20 protein-coding genes are annotated in these 23,825 nt (G+C 59.6%); all 20 read right to left on the bottom strand.

Features of this window, described 5'->3' with window-relative positions:
* Positions 1 to 81 precede the first annotated feature (81 nt).
* The 20 genes from nuoL to mltG all read right to left on the bottom strand — a co-directional run bounded on the left by nuoL (position 82) and on the right by mltG (position 23,817).
* Positions 82 to 1,953 carry an NADH-quinone oxidoreductase subunit L gene (gene nuoL / locus RE428_RS09955; protein ID WP_004581855.1) on the bottom strand — a complete coding sequence of 624 codons (1,872 nt, stop codon included), beginning with the start codon at positions 1,951 to 1,953 and terminating at the stop codon, positions 82 to 84.
* Positions 1,950 to 2,258 (bottom strand): NADH-quinone oxidoreductase subunit NuoK, encoded by a 309-nt coding sequence (nuoK, locus tag RE428_RS09950; protein ID WP_004581854.1) that lies wholly within the window; start codon positions 2,256 to 2,258, stop codon positions 1,950 to 1,952. Before nuoK ends, nuoL begins: the two co-directional genes overlap by 4 nt.
* A complete protein-coding gene (gene nuoJ / locus RE428_RS09945; protein ID WP_004581853.1) occupies positions 2,255 to 2,785 on the bottom strand; it encodes an NADH-quinone oxidoreductase subunit J in 531 nt (176 codons plus the stop codon). Before nuoJ ends, nuoK begins: the two co-directional genes overlap by 4 nt.
* An 88-nt stretch (positions 2,786 to 2,873) precedes the next feature.
* Positions 2,874 to 3,416 (bottom strand): NADH-quinone oxidoreductase subunit NuoI, encoded by a 543-nt coding sequence (gene nuoI, locus RE428_RS09940; protein ID WP_004581852.1) that lies wholly within the window; start codon positions 3,414 to 3,416, stop codon positions 2,874 to 2,876.
* The gene (gene nuoH, locus RE428_RS09935) at positions 3,416 to 4,408 is read right to left on the bottom strand and encodes an NADH-quinone oxidoreductase subunit NuoH (protein WP_004581851.1); all 993 of its coding nucleotides are present in this window, start codon (positions 4,406 to 4,408) and stop codon (positions 3,416 to 3,418) included. Before nuoH ends, nuoI begins: the two co-directional genes overlap by 1 nt.
* Positions 4,405 to 7,179: an NADH-quinone oxidoreductase subunit NuoG gene (gene nuoG / locus RE428_RS09930; RefSeq protein WP_004581850.1), complete on the bottom strand. Its 2,775-nt coding sequence runs from the start codon at positions 7,177 to 7,179 to the stop codon at positions 4,405 to 4,407. The genes nuoH and nuoG overlap by 4 nt, the downstream gene beginning before the upstream one ends.
* A gap of 4 nt (positions 7,180 to 7,183) precedes the next feature.
* Positions 7,184 to 8,554, bottom strand: a complete 1,371-nt coding sequence (gene nuoF, locus RE428_RS09925) for an NADH-quinone oxidoreductase subunit NuoF (protein ID WP_004581849.1) — start codon at positions 8,552 to 8,554, stop codon at positions 7,184 to 7,186.
* Entirely contained in the window at positions 8,551 to 9,075 is a 525-nt protein-coding gene (gene nuoE, locus RE428_RS09920) for an NADH-quinone oxidoreductase subunit NuoE (RefSeq protein ID WP_004581848.1), read from the bottom strand. Before nuoE ends, nuoF begins: the two co-directional genes overlap by 4 nt.
* Positions 9,075 to 10,859 (bottom strand): NADH-quinone oxidoreductase subunit C/D, encoded by a 1,785-nt coding sequence (gene nuoC / locus RE428_RS09915; RefSeq protein ID WP_040882632.1) that lies wholly within the window; start codon positions 10,857 to 10,859, stop codon positions 9,075 to 9,077. Before nuoC ends, nuoE begins: the two co-directional genes overlap by 1 nt.
* A gap of 78 nt (positions 10,860 to 10,937) precedes the next feature.
* A complete protein-coding gene (locus tag RE428_RS09910; protein WP_004581846.1) occupies positions 10,938 to 11,618 on the bottom strand; it encodes a NuoB/complex I 20 kDa subunit family protein in 681 nt (226 codons plus the stop codon).
* Between the two features lie 99 nt (positions 11,619 to 11,717).
* Positions 11,718 to 12,131, bottom strand: coding sequence for an NADH-quinone oxidoreductase subunit A (locus RE428_RS09905; RefSeq protein WP_004581845.1), 414 nt, complete (start codon positions 12,129 to 12,131; stop codon positions 11,718 to 11,720).
* A gap of 147 nt (positions 12,132 to 12,278) precedes the next feature.
* Positions 12,279 to 13,262 (bottom strand): zinc-dependent alcohol dehydrogenase family protein, encoded by a 984-nt coding sequence (locus tag RE428_RS09900; protein ID WP_227500287.1) that lies wholly within the window; start codon positions 13,260 to 13,262, stop codon positions 12,279 to 12,281.
* Between the two features lie 150 nt (positions 13,263 to 13,412).
* The gene (locus tag RE428_RS09895) at positions 13,413 to 14,159 is read right to left on the bottom strand and encodes a sulfite exporter TauE/SafE family protein (protein ID WP_004581843.1); all 747 of its coding nucleotides are present in this window, start codon (positions 14,157 to 14,159) and stop codon (positions 13,413 to 13,415) included.
* Between the two features lie 47 nt (positions 14,160 to 14,206).
* A complete protein-coding gene (locus RE428_RS09890) occupies positions 14,207 to 16,384 on the bottom strand; it encodes a TRAP transporter permease (protein WP_227500236.1) in 2,178 nt (725 codons plus the stop codon).
* Positions 16,385 to 16,453: 69 nt separating this feature from the next.
* Positions 16,454 to 17,476, bottom strand: a complete 1,023-nt coding sequence (locus tag RE428_RS09885) for a TAXI family TRAP transporter solute-binding subunit (RefSeq protein ID WP_004581841.1) — start codon at positions 17,474 to 17,476, stop codon at positions 16,454 to 16,456.
* A 302-nt stretch (positions 17,477 to 17,778) separates the two neighbouring features.
* A complete protein-coding gene (gene putP / locus RE428_RS09880) occupies positions 17,779 to 19,269 on the bottom strand; it encodes a sodium/proline symporter PutP (protein ID WP_040882630.1) in 1,491 nt (496 codons plus the stop codon).
* A 370-nt stretch (positions 19,270 to 19,639) separates the two neighbouring features.
* Complete coding sequence (locus tag RE428_RS09875; protein WP_227500235.1) at positions 19,640 to 20,452, bottom strand: AraC family transcriptional regulator; 813 nt, start codon at positions 20,450 to 20,452, stop codon at positions 19,640 to 19,642.
* A gap of 113 nt (positions 20,453 to 20,565) precedes the next feature.
* Positions 20,566 to 21,894 carry a phospholipase effector Tle1 domain-containing protein gene (locus RE428_RS09870; RefSeq protein ID WP_004581838.1) on the bottom strand — a complete coding sequence of 443 codons (1,329 nt, stop codon included), beginning with the start codon at positions 21,892 to 21,894 and terminating at the stop codon, positions 20,566 to 20,568.
* 208 nt (positions 21,895 to 22,102) lie between these two features.
* Complete coding sequence (tmk, locus tag RE428_RS09865; protein WP_004581837.1) at positions 22,103 to 22,744, bottom strand: dTMP kinase; 642 nt, start codon at positions 22,742 to 22,744, stop codon at positions 22,103 to 22,105.
* Between the two features lie 32 nt (positions 22,745 to 22,776).
* Positions 22,777 to 23,817, bottom strand: coding sequence for an endolytic transglycosylase MltG (gene mltG, locus RE428_RS09860; protein ID WP_227500234.1), 1,041 nt, complete (start codon positions 23,815 to 23,817; stop codon positions 22,777 to 22,779).
* Positions 23,818 to 23,825 lie beyond the last annotated feature (8 nt).

The following is a 23,825-nucleotide window of genomic DNA, read 5'->3' as shown; positions in this document are numbered from 1 at the left end:
GAGTTCTCCCTCCCAGGGCCTGCATTGATCAACCGATGCGCCATCGCCTCTCGTCCTGGCGTCATACACTCTCCCTTTGTGTCAGTAATTCAGCGCCAAAACCAATAGGACCAGGGTCGCTCCCAAGGCCATCGACGTGGCATAGGTGCGCAGGCGCCCGGTCTGGGTCAGCACCAGGCCGGCGTTGAAAACCCGGACGACGGCTGCGACCAGTCCCATGAGGCGGTCGACCAGGTCATTTCGCATCCAGCGCACCATGGCCTGGTATGGCCGCACTAACGTGCGATCGAACAGCCAGTCGAATCCCCAGGCATGGTTCCAGTACGTCCACAACTGCGCAGGCCAGCCCTTCGATACACGACGGTCCAGCCACTGCCTGCGATTCAGGAAAAGCCAGAGACCAACACCAACGCCCGCAAGGGAGGTGGCGGCGGCAAGGAGCTCCAAGGTGACATGTCCGGAGTCGCTCTGGGCCCCTGGTCCTGCCGGCAGAACACCTTCCAGCGGAGGTGTGATCAATCCTCCCAGGAACGTCGAAAGAACACCCAGGACGACAATGGGCAGACCATGCTGTAGCCCACGGCCAGGCTCGGCATGCCGGGCTTTGTCGCTGCCTTCGGCACCATGGAAGATGCCAATGATCAAGCGCAGCGTGTAGATGGACGTCAAGAAGGCCCCAGCCAGGCCAGCAAGAAGCAATCCCGTCTGACCCGAAGCGAATTCTTGCCACAGAATTTCGTCCTTGCTGAAGAAACCCGCACTCACTAGCGGCAAGGCCACCAGGGCGGATCCCCCGAGTACGAACCCCGCGTAGGCCAGGGGCAGGCGGCGCCAGAGACCGCCGAGGCGGCGTATATCCTGTTCATGGTGACAACTGACAATGACCGCGCCCGCCGATAGGAACAACAACGCCTTGAAAAAGGCGTGCGTTTCCAGGTGAAAGATAGCGGCGTCGTAGGCACCTACCCCGAGCGCAAGGAACATATAGCCGATCTGACTCATGGTGGAATAGGCCAGCACCCGCTTGATGTCGGTCTGCGCCAGGGCAGCAAAGCCTGCCATAAGAAGTGTCAGCGCCCCAATGAGACCGACCAGGTACTGGGCAGCAGGAGCAAGGTCGAACAACCCATGCAATCTGGCAATCAGGTAGACACCCGCGGTGACCATGGTCGCGGCATGGATCAGCGCGGAGACCGGCGTGGGACCAGCCATGGCATCGGCCAGCCAGGTATGCAGGGGTAGTTGCGCGGACTTGCCGAGGGCACCACCGAGAACCAGCAAGGCGGCAATCTCCACGGTGGTATCCCCGCGCGCCCAGAGTTCGGGCGCCGTACGCAGGATCTCTTCAATGTTCAGCGTACCCACCTGGCTGAATAGCAGGAACATCCCGATCGCCAGGAACACGTCGCCAATCCGCGTCACGATAAACGCCTTGAAGGCCGCCGCCCCGTTGGCCGAGTCCCGGTAGTAGTAGCCAATCAGCAGGTAACTGCACAGGCCAACCCCTTCCCAGCCCAGGAATAGCAGCAGCAGGTTATCGCCCAGCACCAGCAGCACCATACTGAACACGAACAGGTTCATGTAGGCAAAGAAGCGCGTAATGCCCTCATCGCCGTGCATGTACCAGGCGGCGAAGAGATGGATGAGGAAACCGACACCGGTGATCACCCCCAGCATCGTCAGCGAAAGCCCATCAAGTGCGAGGCCGATGGTGGGCGTGAAGTCCCCGACCGAGATCCAGGTCCAGAGCGTTATGGACTGCGGCTCGCGATCGCCCACCAGGAATTCGAACCCGATGACAGCGGTCACGATGGCGGCCAGCCCGACGCTGGCAACCCCGACGAAAGCGCTGGGCCGGTCGCCCAGACGCCCATGTGAAAATGCCAGGATCAGCATGCCGATCAGGGGCAACAGAAAGGTCCAGGGCAAGAGTGATGTCGATAAATCCGTCATCCGCGCATCCCGCTTGCTTTATCCGTATCGAGGGTCCTGAAGCGCTGGTAGAGCTGGATCAGCAAGGCCAAGCCAACGCTGGCTTCCGCGGCCGCCAGCGTGATGACCAGCAGGAACATGGCCTGACCCTCGGGCTGTTGCCAGGCGGTGCCGGCGACGATAAAGGCCAGACCCGCTGCGTTAAGCATGATCTCCAGGCTCATCAGCACGAAAACCATATTGCGCCGGAACATCAGTCCGGCCAGTCCGAGCGCAAACAGGATGGCCGCCAGGATCAGGCCGTGCTCCATGGGCACACCGCTCATTGATCGCCTCCCCTGCCTTTGTCATTCGGTTTGGCGGGCCACATGCGGCCTACATGGGACGCTGTCACCAGTGCTGCCAGCAACAGCATCGCAGCCAGCTCGACCACCAGCAGCCAGGGTCCGAACAGCGTCGTACCCACAGCTTTGGCGGTCAGTGTCTCACCTTCGATCACACGGCCCGCATCGCCCTGCCACAGGCTGTAGACCAAAACACCCAGCAGGACCAACGCAAGTACAGAGGGCCCGAACCAGGTTCCAGCCTTGAGCCAGAGCCGCTCTTGCTCGGCCGCGCCCTCGCCCAGGTTGAGGATCATCACGACGAACACGAACAGCACCATGATCGCCCCGGCATACACGATAATCTCCAGGGCCCCGGCAAATGGCGCGCCCAGGGCGAAGTACACCATGGCCACGGCGATCAGCGAGACAATCAGGTACAACAGGGCATGCACGGCGTTGGTGCCGCTGATTACGCCCAGCGTGGCCAATACGGCCACGAGTCCACTGAGGTAAAAGGCCAGTTCCATCGTCGCTCTTCCCCGCTCCTCTTCCTAGTGCTGTTCTTAACCGTTGCTCTTCTTTCCTGCTCTCGGGCTGGCTGTGGCCCCGACCGAGTCAGGGCAACAACGTCTTCACGTCTATGGGTTCCTGTTCGTTCTGGGCCTTGCCTTTGTCCTTACCCGCAATCGACAGCCCGGCCACCTTGTAGAAGTGATAGTCATGGTCCTTGCCGGGCCCGTTGATCAACAGGTCTTCCTTCTCGTAGACCAGCTCCTGGCGGTCATACTCGCTCATCTCGAAATCCGGCGTGAGCTGGATGGCGGATGTGGGGCAGGCTTCCTCGCACATGCCGCAGAAGATGCAGCGGGAGAAGTTGATGCGGAAGAACTCCGGATACCAGCGGCCATCTTCATGTTCTCCTTTCTGCAACGCGATGCAGTCCACCGGACAGGCCACCGCGCAGAGATTGCAGGCGACGCACCGCTCCTCACCATCCGGGTCGCGGGTCAGCACGATACGGCCACGATAGCGTGGTGGCAGGTCAACCTGCTCCTCCGGATAGTTCACCGTCTCCCGTTTGCGGAACGAATGCATGAAGATGATGCCCATGGTCTTCAGTTGCGACCAGGTTCCGGTTATCAGCTGTCTGGGTGTCATCAGCTTCCTCCCGCGGCCGGTGTATCCAGCAGGATCACCGCACCGGTTACCAGCAAATTGATCAGCGTCAGCGGCAGGCAAACCTTCCAGCCAAAGCTCATGACCCGGTCGTACCGCGGCCGTGGCAGCGCGGCCCGCAGCAACACGAATACCATCAGGAAAAAGCCCGTCTTGAGCGCAAACCAGATGATCGGTGGCAGCCAGGGGCCGTGCCAACCGCCAAAGAAGAGCGTCACGATCAGCGCGGACACCAGCACCATGCCCACGTACTCGCCGATGAAGAACATGCCGAACTTCATGCTTGAGTATTCGATGTGATAGCCGTCTGCCAGCTCCTGCTCCGCTTCCGGTTGGTCGAAGGGATGGCGGTGGGTTACCGCAATACCCGCGATCAGGAAGGTACAGAAGCCGAAGAACTGCGGGATGATGTACCACAGCCCTTCCTGGGCCTGGACGATATCGCGCATATTGAAGGTGCCGGCAAGGGCCACCACGCCCATCAGGGCGAGCCCCATGAACACCTCATAGGACAGGGTCTGGGCCGACGCCCGCATGGCGCCGATCAGCGCGTACTTGTTGCCGCTGGACCAGCCGCCGAACAGTACCGCGTAGACGTTGATGCCCGCCATCGCGAAGAAGAACAGTAGGCCGATATTGAGGTCGGCCACACCCCAGCCCGGCGTAATCGGGATGATCATGAACGACAGCAGCAGCGAGGCCATGGCGATTGCCGGTGCCAGCACGAACAGCTTGCGATCGGCAAACGGCGGAATCCAGTCTTCCTTGAAGAAGATCTTGATCATGTCGGCGACCAATTGCATCGAACCGAAAGGCCCCACTCGGTTGGGACCATAACGATCCTGCCAGAGCCCCAGCAGACGGCGCTCGATCACCGTCATGACCGCCCCGAGCAGCACGGCGCCCAACAGGATCACCACAGCCTGGAACATGGCGTAGAGGATAGCGAGCAGCTCTGGCGTCAACCAGCTCATGGGCGTGCCTCCCCACCATCAGCCGCTGGCTGGTCCGACATCACCGGATCCGACCCGGCCAGGCTGAGGCTAGCCCAACTACCGTTGGCGAAGTCCGTTCCTGCGCCGGCGGGTAAGCCCACCATCCCTGACGGAAAGCCAGCCTCAATGTGAACCGGGAAGGTTCGCTCAGACCCATTCAGTGCCATTTTGAGAGAGTCTCCCGGGGACACACCGAGTAGCTGGGCATCCCGCTCGGAGAGGATCAGCTCCGCACGTCCGGCGCGCTCCTGAATCGGTTCCGCACGGGCCGAGGTCTCATCACCGCCGAACAGCCGCGGCAGAACTATGACGCGCCACTCACCTTCCTGCGAGGCAAACGCTGCCGGAACAGAATCACTGTAGCGGTAAATACCGGGTACCGGCTCCACCAGGCGCACGCCGGGGTCGCCGGCACTAAGATGGCCGCCCACCTCGTCGGTAAACTTGTTCCAAGCCTGGGGCGAGTTCCAGCCCGGAGCCCAGGCGAAGGCCACGGTATCCCGGGGGCGGTCGAAGCCGTTGTATCCCTCCATGGAGAATGTGAACGGCGTGTCCACATCCTGCGGTGCCCGTGGTTCGCTGACATTCAGATGCGCGCGCATCGAGGTGCGGCCGCTATAGCGATGCGGCTCCCGAGCCAGCTTGGTGCCACGGACCCGGTAGCTCGATCCCGGCGCCGCGTAGACTATCTGTGCCAAACCCGGGTTGTGTTCGGCGCACGCCACCGTCACCTGATCCAGGTTGATCTCCGTAACCATCTGGCGCTGCAGGCCGCATTTGAGCGCATGCAGCCAACGCCAGCTTTCGCGAATCCTGGTTTCCGGACGGATATAGCCCGGGTCGTAGACCTGGAAGAAACGCTGCGCGCGGCCTTCCATATTAACCAGTGTGCCATCCGCCTCGGCAAAGCTCGACGCCGGCAAGGACAGATGCGCTTGATTCAGTGTGTCGGTACTCTGATGGTCCAGCACGATGACGGTTCTGGCCTGACCCAAGGCCTTCTCCACAAGGCTGCTGGGCAGACGCTGATAAAGATCGTTTTCCAGGATCACCACCGCATCGGCGCGCTGTTCCGTCAGTTCCTCCAGCGCCCAGTCAAGGGTCTGCCCACCCATCAATCCAAGCCCCGTACTGTTTGCTTCCCGGCGCACCAGCATAAATCCACCATTACAGGCACGACGAGCCAGCGCGCGGGCTATGTTGCCTGCCGCGTCCAGGATGGCTGGGGATTCCATAGAGCTGCCACTGACGACCAGCGGACGGCTGGCTTTCAACAAGGCTGCAGCGATTTCATTCGCCAAGTCCCGGTCTTCGGCTTCGAGGTCCGGTACCGCGGGTGAGGCATCATCGATGCAATGGGCAACGGCATGACCGACTCGGGCAATAGCCTCGGGATCCAATTGCGGTACCGGCATGGCGATACCGTCCAGACCCGTGCTGGCCGGATATAGTGAATAGAGCGGGTAGCGACTGTCCTGGCCGAGCGTCTTGATCGCTTCGGCGTTCCAGGTCGGAATGCCGCGACTGCCGGCGTGCTCGCCCCGGCGGCCCAGGATGGCCTGACGCACGGAAAGCCCCACACGCGCAGCGCTCTGGATCAGGTCCTCACCCAGGACCAATACGGCATCGTGTTCTTCGACTTCCCGCAGGGTCGGCGTAGGCAGGCCGGTGGACAACGAAAGCTCCGCCATCTGCTGGATGCAAGTCCATTCGCTGGAGGCAATGCCGGTAGAGAAATTGTCGGCACCGACCAGTTCACGCAGCTGATGGTTACTTTCCAGGCTGGCCCTTGGAGAACCGATGCCGATGACCCGGCGCGCATCGCGAAGCAAATCACTTCCGCGATCAAGCGCGGCGTCTACCGACAAGCTGACCGCTGAGCCCTGCCCGTCGCCACGCCACGCCGGTTCGACTGGACGGTCGTTACGGTTGACGTAGCCGTAGCCGAAGCGCCCGCGATCGCATAGAAAGAAGCGATTGATCTCGCCGTGGTAGCGGTTCTCGATCCGGCGAATGTCGCCATACCGCTCGCCCGGAGAGATATTGCAACCCACCGAACATTGGTGGCACACACTTGGGCCGAACTGCATGTCCCACTTGCGGGTATAACGCTGGCTGTGGGTCTGGTCGGTGAAGACGCCGGTAGGACAGACTTCCGTCAGGTTGCCGGAAAATGGACTCTCCAGCGTACCCTCTTCGTAGCGCCCGAAGTAGATATTACTGTTTGCGCCAAACGCGCCCAGATCGGTGCCGCCGGCATAGTCGTTGTAGAAACGGGTACAGCGGTAGCAGGTAATACAGCGATTCATTTCGTGGGCGATAAACGGCCCGAGGTACTGGTTACGATGGGTGCGCTTGCGGAATCGGTAACGACGGCGGTCATGACCGGTCATTACCGTCATATCCTGCAGGTGGCAGTGCCCACCTTCCTCGCAGACTGGACAATCATGGGGATGGTTGATCATCAGCCACTCGATGACGCTGGCACGGAATTCTCGCGCTTCGTCATCATCGATGGAAATACGTGTCCCATCCGACGAGGGCGCCATGCACGCCATCACCAGCATGCCCTTATCGTCTTCCTCGTCCTTGTATTGCTTTACCGCACACTGGCGGCACGCCCCAACGCTCCCCATGGCCGGGTGCCAGCAGAAGTATGGAATATCCAGTCCCAGCGACAGGCAGGCATGCAGCAGATTATCCGCGCCGTCGACCGTGTAGGAATTGCCGTCCACATGGATCGTCGCCATACGCTTACACCTCGCCTACCGGTATCGGATCCGCGTGTGCTTCCCGCCTCGGATGGCTAACGCCAGCCTCGAATTCGTCACGGAAATACTTGATTGCGCTGGATAGCGGCATGGCGGCGCCAGGCGCGTGCGCGCAGAAGGTCTTGCCGGGGCCCTGATCGTCCGCCAGTTTTTCTAACAACTCAATGTCTCCCTCTTCCCCTTCTCCACGCTCCAGGGCCTGGAGGATCTTCACCGTCCAGGGCAGACCGTCGCGACACGGGGTACACCAGCCGCAGGATTCGCGGGCGAAGAAAGCTTCGAGATTCCGCATCAGCGATACCATGCTTTGCTGGTCGGTCACGACCGTCAGCAAACCGGTGCCCAGGCGGCTGCCCTCCTTGCCAATGGTGTCGAAGTCGAGTCCCAGCTTCAGGTGTTCGGGCAACAGGAAGCCGGTGCTGCCACCACCGGGCAGCCATGCCTTGAGGGATTGGCCTTCGACGACGCCGCCGGCCAGGTCCATGATTTCTTCACCGGGTGTTCCTATAGGCAGTTCCCAGAGGCCGGTACGCTTCACCCTGCCCGAAACCCCGTAGAGCTTGGTGCCGCCGTCATCGCTTAAATCCCCGGAAATGCCCTGGAACCATTCCGCACCGTGACGCATGACGGCCGGGGTGTTGCACAGGGTTTCGACGTTGTTGACGACTGTGGGCTTACCCCACGCACCGGATTGGCCGGGGAACGGCGGCTTTGCCCTGGGATTGGCGCGCTTGCCTTCCAGGGAATTGATGAGCGCTGTTTCCTCACCGCAGATATAGCGTCCGGCACCGGTATGCAGGGCGATATCGAAATCGAAACCACTGCCGGCGATATTGTCCCCCAACCAACCGGCGGCACGGGCCTCTTCGATGGCGCGCTGCAATGCGCGGGCCGATTCCACGTACTCACCGCGAAGGAAGATGTAGCCGAACCGCGAGTTGTTGGCGTAGGCACCCAGGATCATGCCCTCGATCAGCAGGTGCGGCATCTGCTCCATGATCAGGCGGTCCTTGAAGGTGCCCGGTTCCATCTCGTCCGCATTGCAGACCAGGTAACCCCGAGGCAAATCGCCGCCCTGCATGGTCAGGCTCCACTTCACCCCTGCGGAGAAACCGGCACCGCCACGGCCGCGCACGTTGGCTGTCTTCATCTGCTCGATGACATCCTTGCCGCTCAGCTCGTTCAGCACGTGCTTTACCGCAGCATAGCCATCCTTTTTTGAATACTCCTCGAGGAAGACCGGCTGTCCGTCGTCACGCATACGCCAAGTCAACGGATGGGTCTCCTCCCGCCGCTCGTGGGCCGACTGGCGAAGCTGGCTGTGGTAGCGAAGCCGGGGCAGATCTCGACTCATGAATAAGCCTCCAGGAGCACGTCCACATCGTCCGGGTGGACGGGCCCGTAGGTGTCATCATCGATCATCAAGGCAGGCCCGCGATCGCAGGCCCCGAGACAGCAGACCGGTAGCAAGGTGAACCGGCCATCGTCGGTGGTTTGGCCGAAATCAATGCCTAACCGCTGTGACAATGCTTCCCGCAGGGCCTCGTAATCCGTCAGGAAGCAGGAGCTGCTGTCACATACGAGGATGACATGCCGACCCACCGGCTGCCGGAAGACCAGACTGTAAAAGGTCGCCACCCCCTCGACCGAAGCCGGCGTAACTCCCAACGCGTCGGCAATGGCCGGAATCGCACCGTCGGGAACCCAACCATGACGACGCTGGACGATCTTCAGCGCCTCGATGCAGGCTGCCTGGGCCTGTTCGTAATGATCGCGTTCGTGGCGGATGGCCTCGAGGTCATCGCCGTGCAATACGAATCCGTGGCCGTCGGTGGCGATGGTGACTGCGTTGGAGGGCGTCTCTTCGGTTTTCATCAGCGGTCCACGTCTGCCATGACAAAATCAATGCTGCCCAGGTGGGCGATCAAATCCGGCACGAAGCCGCCCCGGAACAGCGCCGGTATCTGCTGCAAATGCGGGAAGCTGGGCGTACGGATACGGGTCCGGTAACTCGTCGTGTTGCCATCGCTGGTCAGGTAATAGCTATTGATGCCTTTGGTTGCCTCAACCAGTTGGCAGGATTCGTTGGGCTTGAGCACGGGGCCCCAGGAAACCTGCAGGAAATGGGTGATCAGCGTCTCGATATGCTGCAGCATGCGCTCCCGCGGAGGCGGTGTGGTCAGCGGGTGATCGGCCTTGTAATCCCCGGCCGGCATGTGGTCGACGCATTGCTGGATAATGCGCAGGCTCTGACGCATCTCGTCGATACGCAACTGGCCCCGATCAAAGACATCACCGTTCTTACCCAGGGGAATCTCGAACTCGAAATTCTCGTAGCCGGAATATGGCCGCTGTTTACGTAAATCGTAATCACAGCCGGTCGCCCGCAGATTGGGACCGGTGACGCCCCAGGCGAGGGCTTCCTCGGTATTGAACGCGGCGACGTTGCGGGTACGCTCACGAACCAGGATGTTGTCCATCATCGCTCGCTCATACTCCCGTAGGCGCTTGGGCATCCAGTCGAGGAATTCCTGGACCAGCCCTTCCCATCCCTTGGGCAGATCCTGGGCTAGCCCGCCGATCCGGAAGAACGCCGGATGCATACGGAAACCGGTAATACCCTCGATGACCTTGTAGGCACGCTGGCGATCGCTGAAGGTGAAGAACACCGGCGACATCGCGCCCAGGTCCTGCAGGTAGGTCCCCAGGAACAGAAGATGACTGGTGATACGGAACATCTCTGCCAGCATGACCCGCATGGTCTTGGCCCGATCCGTCACCTCGATACCCGCCAGTTTCTCGACCGCCAATATGTACGGCAAGTTGTTCATCACACCGCCGGTGTAATCCACCCGATCGGTGTAGGGAATGAAACTGTGCCAGGACTGGCGCTCGCCCATCTTCTCCGCACCCCGGTGGTGGTAGCCAATGTCCGGTACGCAGTCGACGATCTCCTCGCCGTCAAGCTGTAGCACGATACGGAAGGCGCCATGGGCCGAAGGATGGTTGGGTCCAAGATTGAGGAACATGAATTCGGCGCCGTTGCGCTCACGCTTCATGCCCCAGGACTCGGGATCAAACTGCAGGGCGTGCTGTTCGGTGTCCTGCCCCTCAACGGTCAGGGTGTAGGGGTCGAACTCCGTCGCCCGGGCCGGGTAGTCCTTGCGTAGCGGATGCCCGTGCCAGGTGGGCGGCATGAGGATACGCGTAAGGTGAGGATGGCCAGCGAAGCTTATGCCGAACATGTCCCACACTTCCCGCTCGTACCAGTTGGCGTTCGGGAATACGGAAACACTCGTGGGCACCGAAAGATCATCTTCCGTGAGCGCAACCTTCAGCAGGATATCCCTGTTACGGTCGACGGAAAGCAGGTGGTAGAAAACCGTAAAGTCAGAAGGCGGCAGGCCGGAACGCTGTCCCCGCAAGCGCTCGTCAATCGCGGACAGGTCGAACAGCATCGAGAACGGACCGTCCATATCTCGCAGGAAGGTCAGCGTATCGATAAGGTGCTCATGCGGCACCCACACTACGGGCATGCCCGTCAGCGCGGCCTGTTCGACGAATAGTGTTTCGCCGAAGTGCTGCCGCAACGATTCCAGCACCGGATCGCTCACGGCTTCATTGTCCGCTTGCCCTCTCGCGGGAGTAGCAACGCTCATAGTCGGCCTCTACCGAGGATGGATGACCAGGAACTGCCAGTGTCGAGGTCGCTATCGACGTCCTTCAAAGGTCGAAAGCTATAGGCTGTCGGGACTACGTAACTCCGTCGCCTGTATGCGGCGATCCCTGTGCTTCAAACGTTGTGACGGCATATCCGCCCTGTAGACCCCCTGATCCCCCACAACCCAGGACAGGGGCCGCCGCTCTTCGCCGATGGAGTCCCGCAGCAGTTGCAAGCCTTGCAGGAACGCCTCAGGCCGCGGCGGGCAACCGGGCACATAAACATCGACAGGCAGGAACTTATCCACGCCCTGCACTACTGAATAAATATCGTACATGCCGCCGGAATTTGCGCAGGAACCCATGGAAATAACCCACTTGGGTTCGAGCATCTGGTCGTAGAGCTGCTGGATCACCGGTGCCATCTTGATGAAACAGGTACCCGCAATCACCATGAAATCCGCCTGACGCGGGGAGGCACGGATGACCTCGGAGCCGAACCGGGCGATATCGTGGGGCGCCGTGAAGGCCGTGGTCATTTCCACGTAACAGCAGGAGAGTCCGAAATTGTAGGGCCAGAGGGAGTTCTTCCGGCCCCAGTTCACCGCCGAGTTGAGCACCTCCTCAAGCTTGCCGGTGAAGACATTGCGTTCAAGCTGACGCTTGATGGGGTCCTCTACTTTGCGGCGTTGGCCGAGCGGATAATGGTCGGTTTCCGCGGCCACAGCGTCATCAGCCCGTGTCAGGGTGTATGACATGTGCTTCCTCCCTCAATCGGTAACTTCCAGACTCCCTACTGCTTTTATCTTTATGGTTGATCGTAACGGCCTAGCGGACCGGTGTTCAGCAACAAATGTTCATCGCGACCTGCTCGTTGACGGTTTGCGGCCTTTTGGCGCCCAATCCAGAGCGCCAACCCGGCTGTCGTAAAGCAGACCGGCCAACAGGACGAAAATAAAAATTGCGGCGCCCCAGAAACCAACCCAGCCGACTTCACGCACGGACACCGCCCAGGCAAAAAGGAAGACGGCTTCGATATCGAAGATCACGAACAGCATCGCAACCAGATAGAACTTGACGGAAAAGCGCTGCCTGGCACTGCCCGTGCCGATAACGCCGGATTCGAAGGGAATGTCTTTGCTGCGCCCGCGACTGCGGCCGCCCAATAGCATGGACGCGCCGATCATAAAGGCACACAGAGCCAGAACCGCAAAAATGAAGAGTCCGATGGCCCAGTATTCAGCGATCACCGCAGTTACAGGCTGATCCATAATTTCCACCGAAGGTAACCCGCCAGTCCATGTGGGTCCGGACCTCAGTTCATGTTCCCAAGGTCCTCGAACCAAAGACTAACAGGCAAATCAGCAGGATGCGAACCAGCTTGACGGTTTATTCATCAACGAGGGATTAACGTTCGGTCATCTCACCAGCAGGATCTTGCCGAGTGCCTGACCCTTTTCCAGTCTCCGATGAGCCTCGGCAACGTCGGTGAATGCAAAGGTCTGCGAGTCGATCAGCGGCCTGACGGCATCCTCCTCAAGCATCTGCGTGAGGTTGTCCAGCAGGCGTGGCTGATCGTCCATACCAATACCGTGCAGTAGCGGCACCGACCGGAAGATCACGTGAAGCGAGAGGTTCTTTGCGTGCAGTTGAGACAGGTCATGTGTCGACCGGGTATTGATCGAACAGAGCCGACGTGAAACGCCTGTTGCTTCAATCGAGCGGTCAAGGTTTTCTCCGCCCACGGTGTCGAATACCAGGTCGAAGCCGCTGCCACCCGTCAGACGTGTGACGTAATGGTCCACCGCCTCGTCTCGGTAGAAAATAATATCCTCCGCGCCAAGCGATTGGGCCAGTTCGGCTTTCTCTTCCGAGGAAACCGTTGTCGCAACCCGAGCGCCCAGATGCCGGGCAATCTGGATCGCCGCATGGCCAACGCCCCCCGTACCCGCGTGAATCAACGCAAACTCACCGGCCTTGAGGCCGCCGCGATCCGCCAGCGCGGTCCAGGCCGTGAGGAAGACCAGCGGCAAGGCAGCGCATTGCTCCAACGGCAACTTGATCTTCGCCGTCCGTTTGGCCAGCACTCGTTCATCGGCGATCATGAAATCCGCCAGTGCTCCCTGCCAGCCTCGGACACCGCCCGCACAGCCGAAGACCTCATCGCCCTCGGCGAAACGCGTAACACCAGGGCCGACCTTGTCCACGATGCCCGCCACGTCGCCGTTCAGGATCGCGGGCATCTCCGGGCCGGAGCGAACGAAACCGGAACGGATCTTGGTCTCGATCGGATTGGCGCTGGAGGCGACGACCCGGATACGGACCTGGCCCGACTGGGGCTCCGGTGTTTCCACCTCCCGCTCAACAAAAACATCAGGTTCGCCGAACTGTTCGATAACCATCGCTTTCACGGTGTCGTCTCCCTTGCTATTCGCTTGCAGCACAAGCACCTTCGTTCAGCATAGCGCCGCTCTTGCGCTATCCAGCGTCATCAGCCAGGCAGCAGCGCTACCCGATCCTTACACCAACAACATACGAGCGGAAACCAGACATCAATAGAAAATCAGTCTGACCAGAATGGCGGCGACCATGACCAGCGTCAGCCACTTGATCCATTGGGCGCCTTTCGGACCCATATTGACTTTAACCGCCAGCATGGCGCCAGTGATATTGCCGGTGGCCAGCAACAGGCCAGTGCCCCACCACACCTGATCATTGATTGCGAATATCGCCAGCGCCGGCAGGGTATACAGCAGGATGATTGCGACCTTGAAGACGTTGACCTGGCGCAGGTCGATCCTGAGCATACGGTAGAGTACGACAATAAACAGCGCGCCCACGCCTACCTGGATAAAGCCTCCGTACAGGCCGATCAGGAACATCGCCAGATAGATAACCGGCCCAAGCCGATCCGGCGTCAATGGTCGGGTATCCAGTTGAGGTTGGGGCAGGAGCATAAAGGCCGAGGCGCCGATCATGGCTGCCACGAGCACGAATTCGAAGACCTCCCGGGAAATCCAGGTGGCAATCCAGGCCCCCAGCAACGAGCCCAGTATCGCTGGAATCGCCAGCCGGAGGCTGACGCCCAGGTTGCCATGACCACCGCGGAAGAAACTGCCGACCGCCGTGACGCTTTGCAGGGTAATGGCCACCCGGTTGGTACCGTTTGCCACCTGCGGTGGCAACCCGAGGAACATCAGCAGCGGTAGGGTCAGCATCGAGCCACCCGCGGACAACACATTGATAAACCCCGCCACACCGCCGAGGAGCACCAGCGCTCCGATCTCTACTACAGTCATTCGCCGGTATTCCTCCTTCTCAGGCTATCCCTTTGGGGCTGTCCGGGCTATACGGTGGCGGGCGCTACCCTCCCCTTGCGGCTACTCCAGACCAGTAGAACCAGGAAAACCACAAGCCCGGCGCCGTCAATCCAGAGCATGCCGTGCGGCCAGAGCATCAGCGCACCCACCGGAAACATCAGTAACCGTAACGACCAGCCGAGACGATGTTCCAGAAAGCCCTCGAGGCCGGCAATAATGGCATAGATACCGAAAAGACCGAAAATGAAGACGCGAAGCATCTCTTCGAAATCGCCGGAAATCAGCGGCGAGTAAGCAAAGAGCAAAGGCACGATGTATAGACCCTTCGCCAGCTTCCAGGCCGTAAAGCCAGTACGCATCTGCGGTGTGCCGGCGATGGCTGCGGCGGCAAATGCGGTTAGGCACACTGGCGGTGTAACGTTGGAATCCTGCGAGAGCCAGAAGATGATCATGTGCGCCGACACCAGCGCCATAGTAATCGCATGGGGCGACAGCGCCTGCTCCAGCAACTGCGAACTGAACGTGTCAGGCACCGCAGCCAGCATTTGCAACGCCGTCGCCTTATCCATGGGCGCGTTCAGTAACTGAACCTGGTCCGGCGCCGCTAGCATGAATACGGCTTTGGCCTGTTCCGGCAGGTTGCCGCTGTTCATCAGGTCCAGCAGCTGGCTCTGGGCAATGAGGTTGTAGATGGCGGGTGCTGACAGAGTCGCCAACACGATATAGGCCGCAGTGACCGGCAGCCCCATGCCGAGGATCAGCGAGGCCAGTGCTACCAGGATAATCGTCACTAATAGGCTGCCGCCCGCCCAGTCAGCAATCATTAGCGAGAAGGTATTGCCGATGCCTGTGGTCGAAACCACCATCACGATGAGCCCGACCGTAATCAGCAGGATGGCGGTGGTGATAATGTTGCGCGTACCCAGCGCCATGGCGTCGAGGATATCCTTCGGCTTCATAGGCTTGGACGACAGCCAGGACGCAGCCACCACCGACAGGATCGCGATACCCGCCGCATAGGTGGGGGTGAAGCCGTAGACCAACGCCGCTATCAGAACGACAAGAGGCAAGAGGTAATGCCACCCGTCCTTGAGTACTTCCTTTAGGGTTGGCGTGTACTCATCCTCTAGCTTCACTGCGTGGCTGCGCTTGGCTTCGATGCGTACGAACATGGCCACGGACAGGAAATATAGCAGCGCCGGCAAGGCCGCCACGCCGATGATCGTCAGGTAAGACACTTGGGTGTAGGACGCCATGATAAACGCCCCCGCGCCCATCACCGGCGGCATGAGTTGGCCACCGGTCGAGGCCGCAGCCTCGACACCCGCCGCAAAGCGGGCGGGGAACCCGGCCTTTCGCATCAACGGAATCGTGATCACACCGGTGGACACCGTATTGGCCACACTCGAACCGGAGACCGACCCCATCAACCCAGAAGAAAACACCGCGACAAACCCTGGCCCGCCGACAAATCGCCCGGCGGCGCAGCGGGCCAGGTCGATAATGAAATCCCCGGCGCCCGACTTGACCAGAAACGCGCCGAACAGGATGAACATAAAGACGTAGGTCCATGATATCCGGGCGATTGAACCCAGCATCCCCTGCCCGCCCATATAGGAGCGAAACAACACCGTCTCCCAACTCAGTCCGGGGAAATTGAACAAACCTTCGACATACTTGCCCCACCAAGCCACGTAGGTGAGCGAGACAATGCACAAGACCGGTATAAACCAGCCGGTGGTGCGGCGGGCGAATTCGAGAATCAGCACGACGGCCGTAATCGATACGACCCAGTCCATGGTGGAAAAGGTAACGCCCCGCGCGTAAAGGGCGTCTTCGAAACCGATCAGGTATAGAGCACAACCCAGGGCAGCAAGCCCCAGGAACAGGTCGACGCCAAAGACCCAGCGCTGGGTTGATGGTGTCGTGCTGCGGACCATCGGCATGGCCAGCGCGCACAATAGACCGAACAGGCCGAAGTGAAGTGCGGAGGTCCAGAGTTCTGACAGGGTGGAGAAGGTATTGAAGTAGAGATGACTTACGGCGATGACAATCGCCAAAAGGAAAATACTGCGGCCGATAACAGGATGCTCAAGGCGTTCGGGTGCCTCGGTACTGCTCTCATCCCGGATCTTTTCCAGGGCCGCGCTGTTATCCGGGTTATCGTTGTTGGTACCAGCAGACGTTTGCTCAGTCTTACTCACAGGAAACCCCAAGCAGAACGGGGCCAGCAAGTTGCCGGCCCCGGTTTCAGGTGGAAGGAATGTCCAGCATTACTTGGCGATCAGCCTATCCGGAATCTCCAGACCCTTTTCCCGATAGAAACGAGCAGCGCCGGGGTGTAGCGGCATCGGCAATCCGGCAATGGCCTTCTCCAGGGCCATTGCCTTGGTCGCCGGGTGGATATTGTTCAGGAACGGCAGGTTGGCGTACATCGTCTTGACGATCTGGTAGACGTCCTCCTCCGGCAGATCTGCCCGCACGGCCAGGATATTCGGCTGTGCAATCGTATTGATCGGTTTGGCCTGGTTGGGATAAGTCTCTGCAGGGATGGTATACGGCGACCACAGCTCGAACTCGCTGTTGATCTGCTTTAGTTGTTCATCCGTTACATCGAGCGTGGTGATATCGCCGCCCATGTTGGCATAGGCGCGGGTAACGGCAGAGGCCGGCACGCCCGCGGGAATGTTCATGCCATCGATGTTACCGTTCTGCAACGCGTCGGCACTGGGGCCGTAACCCAGGTAAGCCATCTCGATCTTGTCCAGATCGATGTCCAGTGCACCCAGGATGTAACGGCCAGAGCCTTCTGTACCGGAGTTGCGGGCACCGATAGAGAATGTCTCTCCGTAAAGGTTTTCCATGTCCGACATGGTGCCGCTTTCAGCCAGCCCGCTGCGAACGACGAAGTGCTCGACGTTCTGCCACAGCATCGAGACCGAACGCAGGTTCTTGTAGGCCTTGGGTACCGGACCGGTCCCCTTCCATGCCCACGCGCCATAGAGCCCCTGGAGAATGCCGAACTGCGCCTGGCCTTCATCCATCAGTTTTAGGTTCTCGCCAGAGCCGGCCGAGCTGATCGCGGAAACGGAAATACCGGTGGAGGGCTCCAGCTTCACCTTGATCAGTGTGGACAGGGCCACACCTACCGGGTAGTAGGTACCACCCGTGGTTGCAGTGCCCATGACGTAATTGCTTTTCTGGTTACTTTCCTCGGCGTAGGCGGGTCCATTGAAACCGAGTACGGCCGCTGCAGCCACGCTGATGGCGGTTTTGATAAACTGGCGCTTATCCATGGTCTTCCCGTGCCTCCTTTGTCGACAGCGTTGTTATTGTCTGCGTTTTATTGTTCAGGCGATTTGGAATCGAGAGGTCGCGCTGTTGGATCCAGGTGATTCAACATCACAGCAAATGAGGATAGCCACAAACCGGAAGGGGCGCCATGTTTGGCGGATAAGACATAAGTAGATGCTTTGGGGCCGACTCTGTCGTCGGTCAAACGTTCTTATCAAACGCGAAAGGGGCTGCCGAAGGAGCCCCTTTCTTTTACTGCTCGTCAGTTTTTAAGCAACCATTGGGCGCAACGCGCCACCGGTTATTACCGCTGGATCGGCTGATACTCACTGGCATCGGCCGTCGCGAGGCTGACAACCACGATGGCGATCCAAGAGACGATGAAGCCTGGGATAATCTCGTAAACGCCCGGGCCACCCATGAAGCTGGAGTTCCAACCCAGGGCGATCCAGATAATGACCGTCACAGAGCCTGCGATGAGGCCGGCTACAGCACCGGCGCCGTTCATCCGGCTCCACATGAGCGAGAGGATGATCAACGGGCCAAATGCGGAACCGAAACCCGCCCAGGCATTACTGACCAGCCCAAGGACCTGGGATTCCGGATCAGAGGCGATAACAGCGGCGACAAGACCGACCAGGACCACGCATGCCCGGCCAACATTGACACACTCCCGGTCCGTGGCTTCCTTACGCAGGAACAGGCGATAGAAATCCTCGGTCAGCGAAGAAGACGACACCAGCAATTGACTTGAGATGGTACTCATGACGGCCGCCAGGAGCGCTGCATACAGGAAGCCGGTAATTAGCGGATGGAAGAGCAGCTCTGAAAGGACAATAAAGATCGTCTCGGGGTCTTCCACGTCGAGCCCGTTACGAACCGCATAGGCACGGCCAAATACACCCAGGGCGATGGCACCGATCAGCGAGATGGCCATCCATGACATGCCGATGTTTCGGGCAGTGGGAACATCCTTTATCGAACGTATCGCCATGAAGCGAACAATGATGTGGGGCTGGCCGAAATAGCCGAGGCCCCAGGTCACTGCAGAGAGGAAGCCGATGAAGGTAAGCCCCTCCGTCCAGGAGAGTAAGGTCGGATCGACTTCATTCAGGGTCTGGGATGCCTGGGCAAACCCGCCGCCACCTTCGCCAAACAACACCACGGCAGGCATGACGACCAAGGCCAACATCATAATACAACCCTGGACGAAATCGGTCATGCTCACCGCCAGGAAGCCCCCGACCACGGTGTAAACAAGAACCACACCCAGCGTGATGACAATGCCAACCGCATAGTCGCTCATGCCACCGACATTGATGATCTCGGCAAAGGCACTCTCGAACAGTTTGCCACCTGCGACCAGGCCGGACGCGGTATAGACCGCGAAGAACAATACGATAACGATAGCCGATACCGTCCTGAGCGGAAGCGCCTTGGTGGGGAAACGGTTGGCCAGGAAGGCGGGAATGGTTAGCGCATTACCGTAGTGGACGGTTTGCTCACGCAGCCTCGGGGCCACGATTATCCAGTTGATAAACGCACCGACAAACAGACCGATGCCGATCCAGGCGGAAGCCAGGCCACTGGCATACAAGGCCCCCGGAAGGCCCAGCAGAAGCCAGCCACTCATATCCGACGCACCAGCTGAAAGCGCCGCGACCTTGGGACTGAGCCTGCGCCCACCCAGCATGTAATCTTCCGAAGAAGACGTGGACCTGCGCATTGCGTAAAGACCGATGACGATCATTAGCGCAAAGTAAAGGAATAGACTTATCCAAACACCACTAGCCATACGACTCCTCCGGTTTTATACGAGTCGGATCACATCCGCTCACTGGGACAGCGACAGTTGTTTCTAACCCGCGATATATAGCGGCGTTATAAACCTGTGCGTGCGCCGTTGTTCTTGTTGACTGCCTGATTTTTATTGATTGCCACATTCTTTTTGACTTCGATGAATAACGGCCGGCGTGTTCCGGCGGCTATCCGTTCGACTCCCCCATTCACTATAGACAACACTGAGTGCTCTGCGACCCTGGCGGTTACAGGGGCGGGAGTTCATCGAACGGTATAGGTTAGTATTAGTACGGATGCCCGAGTTACAGAATTCTCCGATTTTTTTGCAGAATCCTGCGGGAATTCACTCTATACACCGGCCCAGTTCACTCAACGGTCACAACTGACTGTTCCAAACGCATTTTCGCCGGCGTCATACCTTTGTGTTTTCGGAGTGCATTGGTAAAGGCGCTCTGTGAGGAAAAGCCGCTTCGGTAGCTGATTTCGGATACTGACAGTGACGTCGTCGTAAGCAGACGGACCGCCTGCTCCAGTCGCACCTGGATGACATATTGATGAGGGCTGACGCCAGTCATCTCACGAAAGGTTTCATGAAACCGACTGACACTGAGGCAGGCCTCACTGGCCAGGTCCCTGATAGTGATCTTTTGGTGCAGGTGGGCATGGATGTAACGTCGGATCGCCGCCACATCAAAAGTCTGGGGCCGGCGCCGACTGAACCGATATCTCTCGCTCAGGCGATTGGACAGGCAGTGGACAATGCCGGTGGCAAAATGTTCATGCAGGGAACGATTTTCCGGGGCCTGGTTCAACTCCGATGCACACAGATGGATCAGGCTCTGCAAGCGAGTATCCATATCCAGGTGTTGCGGTCGATCGAACAGAGGAGCCAGACGATCATAGTCATGGTGCTGCGGATTGGACAGGGCGGGTGCCGCACGGTCCAGGTCGATCACCAACACATGGTTGATATCGTTGCCGAAATAGTCGTGCCGGGTTTCGGTGGGCACCAGGCAGGCCCTGCGGTTATCGAGGTCGACGCCCCAACCCTGCCCCGCGAGCCCCGAGTTTCCCTGCAGACCGATCACCACCTGATGATGTTCATGGGTATGCTGGGCCGCATTCTCAGGCAGCTTCAGGACTCGGGCGTTGAGCATAGGTGGAAATATGGCCGTCACTGGAATTGTCGCCTATTTAAACACATGCGCAGGCTAGATTCACCCGGACCCTGTGTGGTTGCTACCACCCCGCGTGCCCGGCATCGAATCCTGCCATTCGCTACCCCCGTTAACTACGCTGCAAATTCGACACCAACCTCATTACCCAGACACCACTTGACTCGAGCCTTCCGATCGCCAATGCGTGGATGCCGAAGCCGCAAGGAAGCGCCTTCACTCACAGCGCCGTTGCCGCTGTAGTGCAGGCGCGCGCCGGATTCGGACATATTCACGAGCGTGCAAACCTCGCCGACATCCGGCATGTCCGCCACTGAAAGGCTCTCCGGCACTTTCAGTCTAAGGTGACGCCGCTCATGGAAGACCGGCGCCCCATCTTCGAGCGCCGTCTCGAGATTGCGGCGGTTATCGAACATGCCGCCGCCCTCCAGGCGGTTCATTGCAGAGATATGGATCTTCTCGCTGACGGACACCTCCAGCCCCGCTTGCTCCCGCTGTAGGCCGCCAATAGGTCGCAGATGCTCGCCGAAAGCGCGGTAGGCCAGGCTATAGCTGTCGTTCAGCGGCGCGTGGATTCTATCGTCCGGATCACTGGAAAAGATATTGCCCAGTTGCCATTCCAGTCCATGCTGGTTGGCCTGGGCGATCATGAACTGAAGCGCCAGGTCGGATAGGCCGGTGCTCGGGTAGCCGCCGCCTATGTCGCTATGCACACCGGGCAACCAGACCTGTAGGGTTCGTCGGTTCACAGACTCAACCTGCTGTTCGCTCGCATCCTGGGCATGTGTCCAGAGATCCGGCTGGAAAGGCGCACGACGCTCATCGATGGCAAGGGCCTGGACCGCGTAGGATACCGAGTCGCACAACTGCGTATCGTGAAACCCCACCCAGGGGCGCGACAGCCGCCGCAGTCCCGGCACCGGTATCCCCAGGGCCCCAACCGTATCGAAAACGCCAAGAAACCGGACCGGAATACGCCGACTCGTCTGCCGAAGTTCCTCGACCAAGGGGGCCTGGGGCAGCTTGTCGCGGTCCGGGCCGGGCTCCGCCCGATACCACTGGTAGGCCTGGGGCAGGTGCCGCATCTCTGACTTGGCCATCAGCCCCATAACGTGGATGAATCCGGCCAGGCTGCGCACCGTGTACGCCCCCCGACTGAATCCCAACAGGTATATATCGTCAGTGGGCGCCCAGTTATTGGCGATGAAGCGGTAGGCCTGCAGGAGATTGGCTGAGAGCCCCACCCCGAGAAAACCGCCGAGCCATCGATCCAGGCCACCTGCAGTCCCGATGCCCTCGTCGTAGTAGACGACCTGGTCCCGGCGCCCTGAGTGCGCCTTCAAGGCTCGCGTACACTTGAGGATGTTGGACGGCTCCACCCTTTCGGCTTCGGTCTCCGGCCGGTTCCACGTTCCGTCACAGCAGACGATGATAGCTTTGGACATGGCTGCCTTTCCTCCAAGCGCTTCACGGACTGCAAGGTGCGCGAGCAATCCGGCTGCCCGACATTGGTCACGATTGGCATTCGCGCGCGAGGGAACATCCGGTTTGCGCCGACCGGATGCGTATGCGGTTATTTTTTGATCACTTGAAAAGCGTAGCAGACAATCTAATGACCCGTTAGACAGGTTCGGCATGAACTGTCAGCTGAGGTCAGGAGTCGGCAACGTGGACGTCGAGGATGGATTGCAGGGTTCTGGACAGACTTTCCGTGACCGCCTCGATCGATTGCGCCGCGTCGAGCACGTGATAACGTTCAGGCCAGCAAACTGCCCGTTCACGGTAGGTGCTGCGGATGCGCTCGAAAAAGGCCACGGTCTCACGCTCGAAGCGATCGAGTTCACCGCGTTTCCTTGCCCTCGCCATACCGACTTCAACCGGTGCGTCCAACAGGATGACGTGATCGGGCCGAAGGGCATCCTGGACCAGGTTTTCCAGGATCGCGATCTGCTTGCGTGACACCCCGCGCCCCCCGCCCTGGTATGCATAGGTGGCATCGGTAAAGCGATCACACAGCACCCACCGCCCTGCATTGAGCTCCGGCAGGATCAACGTGTTCAGGTGCTGGGCGCGGGCAGCGAAGATCAGTAGCAGCTCAGTGAGGTCGACGACCTGTTCGTCCCGCGGAGCCAGCAGCAGTTCACGAATGTTCTCGGCCAGCGGCGTTCCTCCGGGCTCACGGGTGACGACAACGTCGATGTCGTGGGACCGGAGCCAGTTCTCGGCATGCTTGAGCTGGGTGGACTTGCCGACACCTTCGGTGCCTTCAAACGTAATGAAGTTTCCGCGTTTCATAGAGTCTGCCATTGGGGCGTTCGCCGGACCGCCTACGGTTGAGCCTGCGGTGACGAGCGGTAATCGGAGCGTCGTTGCAACTGGTATTCCCGCACGGCTTTCTGGTGCTCGCTGAACGTCTCGGAGAATACATGGGAACCATCGCCGCGGGCGACGAAATAGAGCGAGGTTCCTGGCTGCGGGTGCAATGAGGCGTGGATCGCATCACGGCCGGGCAACGCGATCGGCGTGGGCGGTAAACCGGAGATACGATAGGTATTGTACGGCGTTGTGGTGCGCAGGTGTTTGCGCGTGATGTTGCCATCATAGTCCTCACCCAACCCGTATATAACGGTCGGATCGGTCTGTAGCCGCATCCCCTTCTGTATCCGCCTGACAAAAACGCCGGCTATCTGACCACGTTCGTCGGGAACGCCCGTTTCCTTCTCGACGATGGACGCCATGATGAGCGCCTCATACGGCGTCTCGTAAGGCAGCCCATCTGCGCGGCCCTGCCATTCTTCGGTCAGGATACCTTCCATACGCTGGTAGGCCCGGCGCAGGATATCCAGGTCAGTCTCCTTCCCGGTATATACGTAGGTGTCGGGGAAGAAACGTCCTTCCGGGTGTTGCTCCGGCTTGCCCAGGCGCGCCATGATCTCTTCGTCGGTAAGCTCTTTGGTAAGGTGTTCGAGGTGCGACTGCTTCGCCAACGCCGCCCGTAGCTCGCTGAAGCGCCAGCCCTCGATGAACTGTACCGACCAGGTCTTGGTATCACCCCGCACCATCTTACCCACCATCGCTATCGGGGTCTCACGCGGCACGAACTCATAGGTTCCTGCCTTGATGACATTGCGATCAGGGTTGAGACGACCCCAGATCTTCAGCCACAACGCATCCTCGACAAGGCCCTCACGCTCCAGTTTGGTAGCCACCCAGTTGAACGCGCTGCCTTGCTCGACGTCGAACAACACGGGTTCTGGCAGGTCAACGGGCTCTTTTAGTGTCTGAAGCCCCTGCCACAGCCAGAGCGCTGAGCCACTGGCCAACAGGACGAGCCCGAGAATGGAGACGAGAAGAAGTCGTTTAAGCAAGATAAGGA

The sequence above is a fragment of the Marinobacter nanhaiticus D15-8W genome (assembly GCF_036511935.1).
In the GTDB taxonomy this organism is placed as follows: Bacteria; Pseudomonadota; Gammaproteobacteria; order Pseudomonadales; family Oleiphilaceae; genus Marinobacter_A; species Marinobacter_A nanhaiticus.
This window is presented reverse-complemented; position numbering and strand designations above follow the sequence as displayed.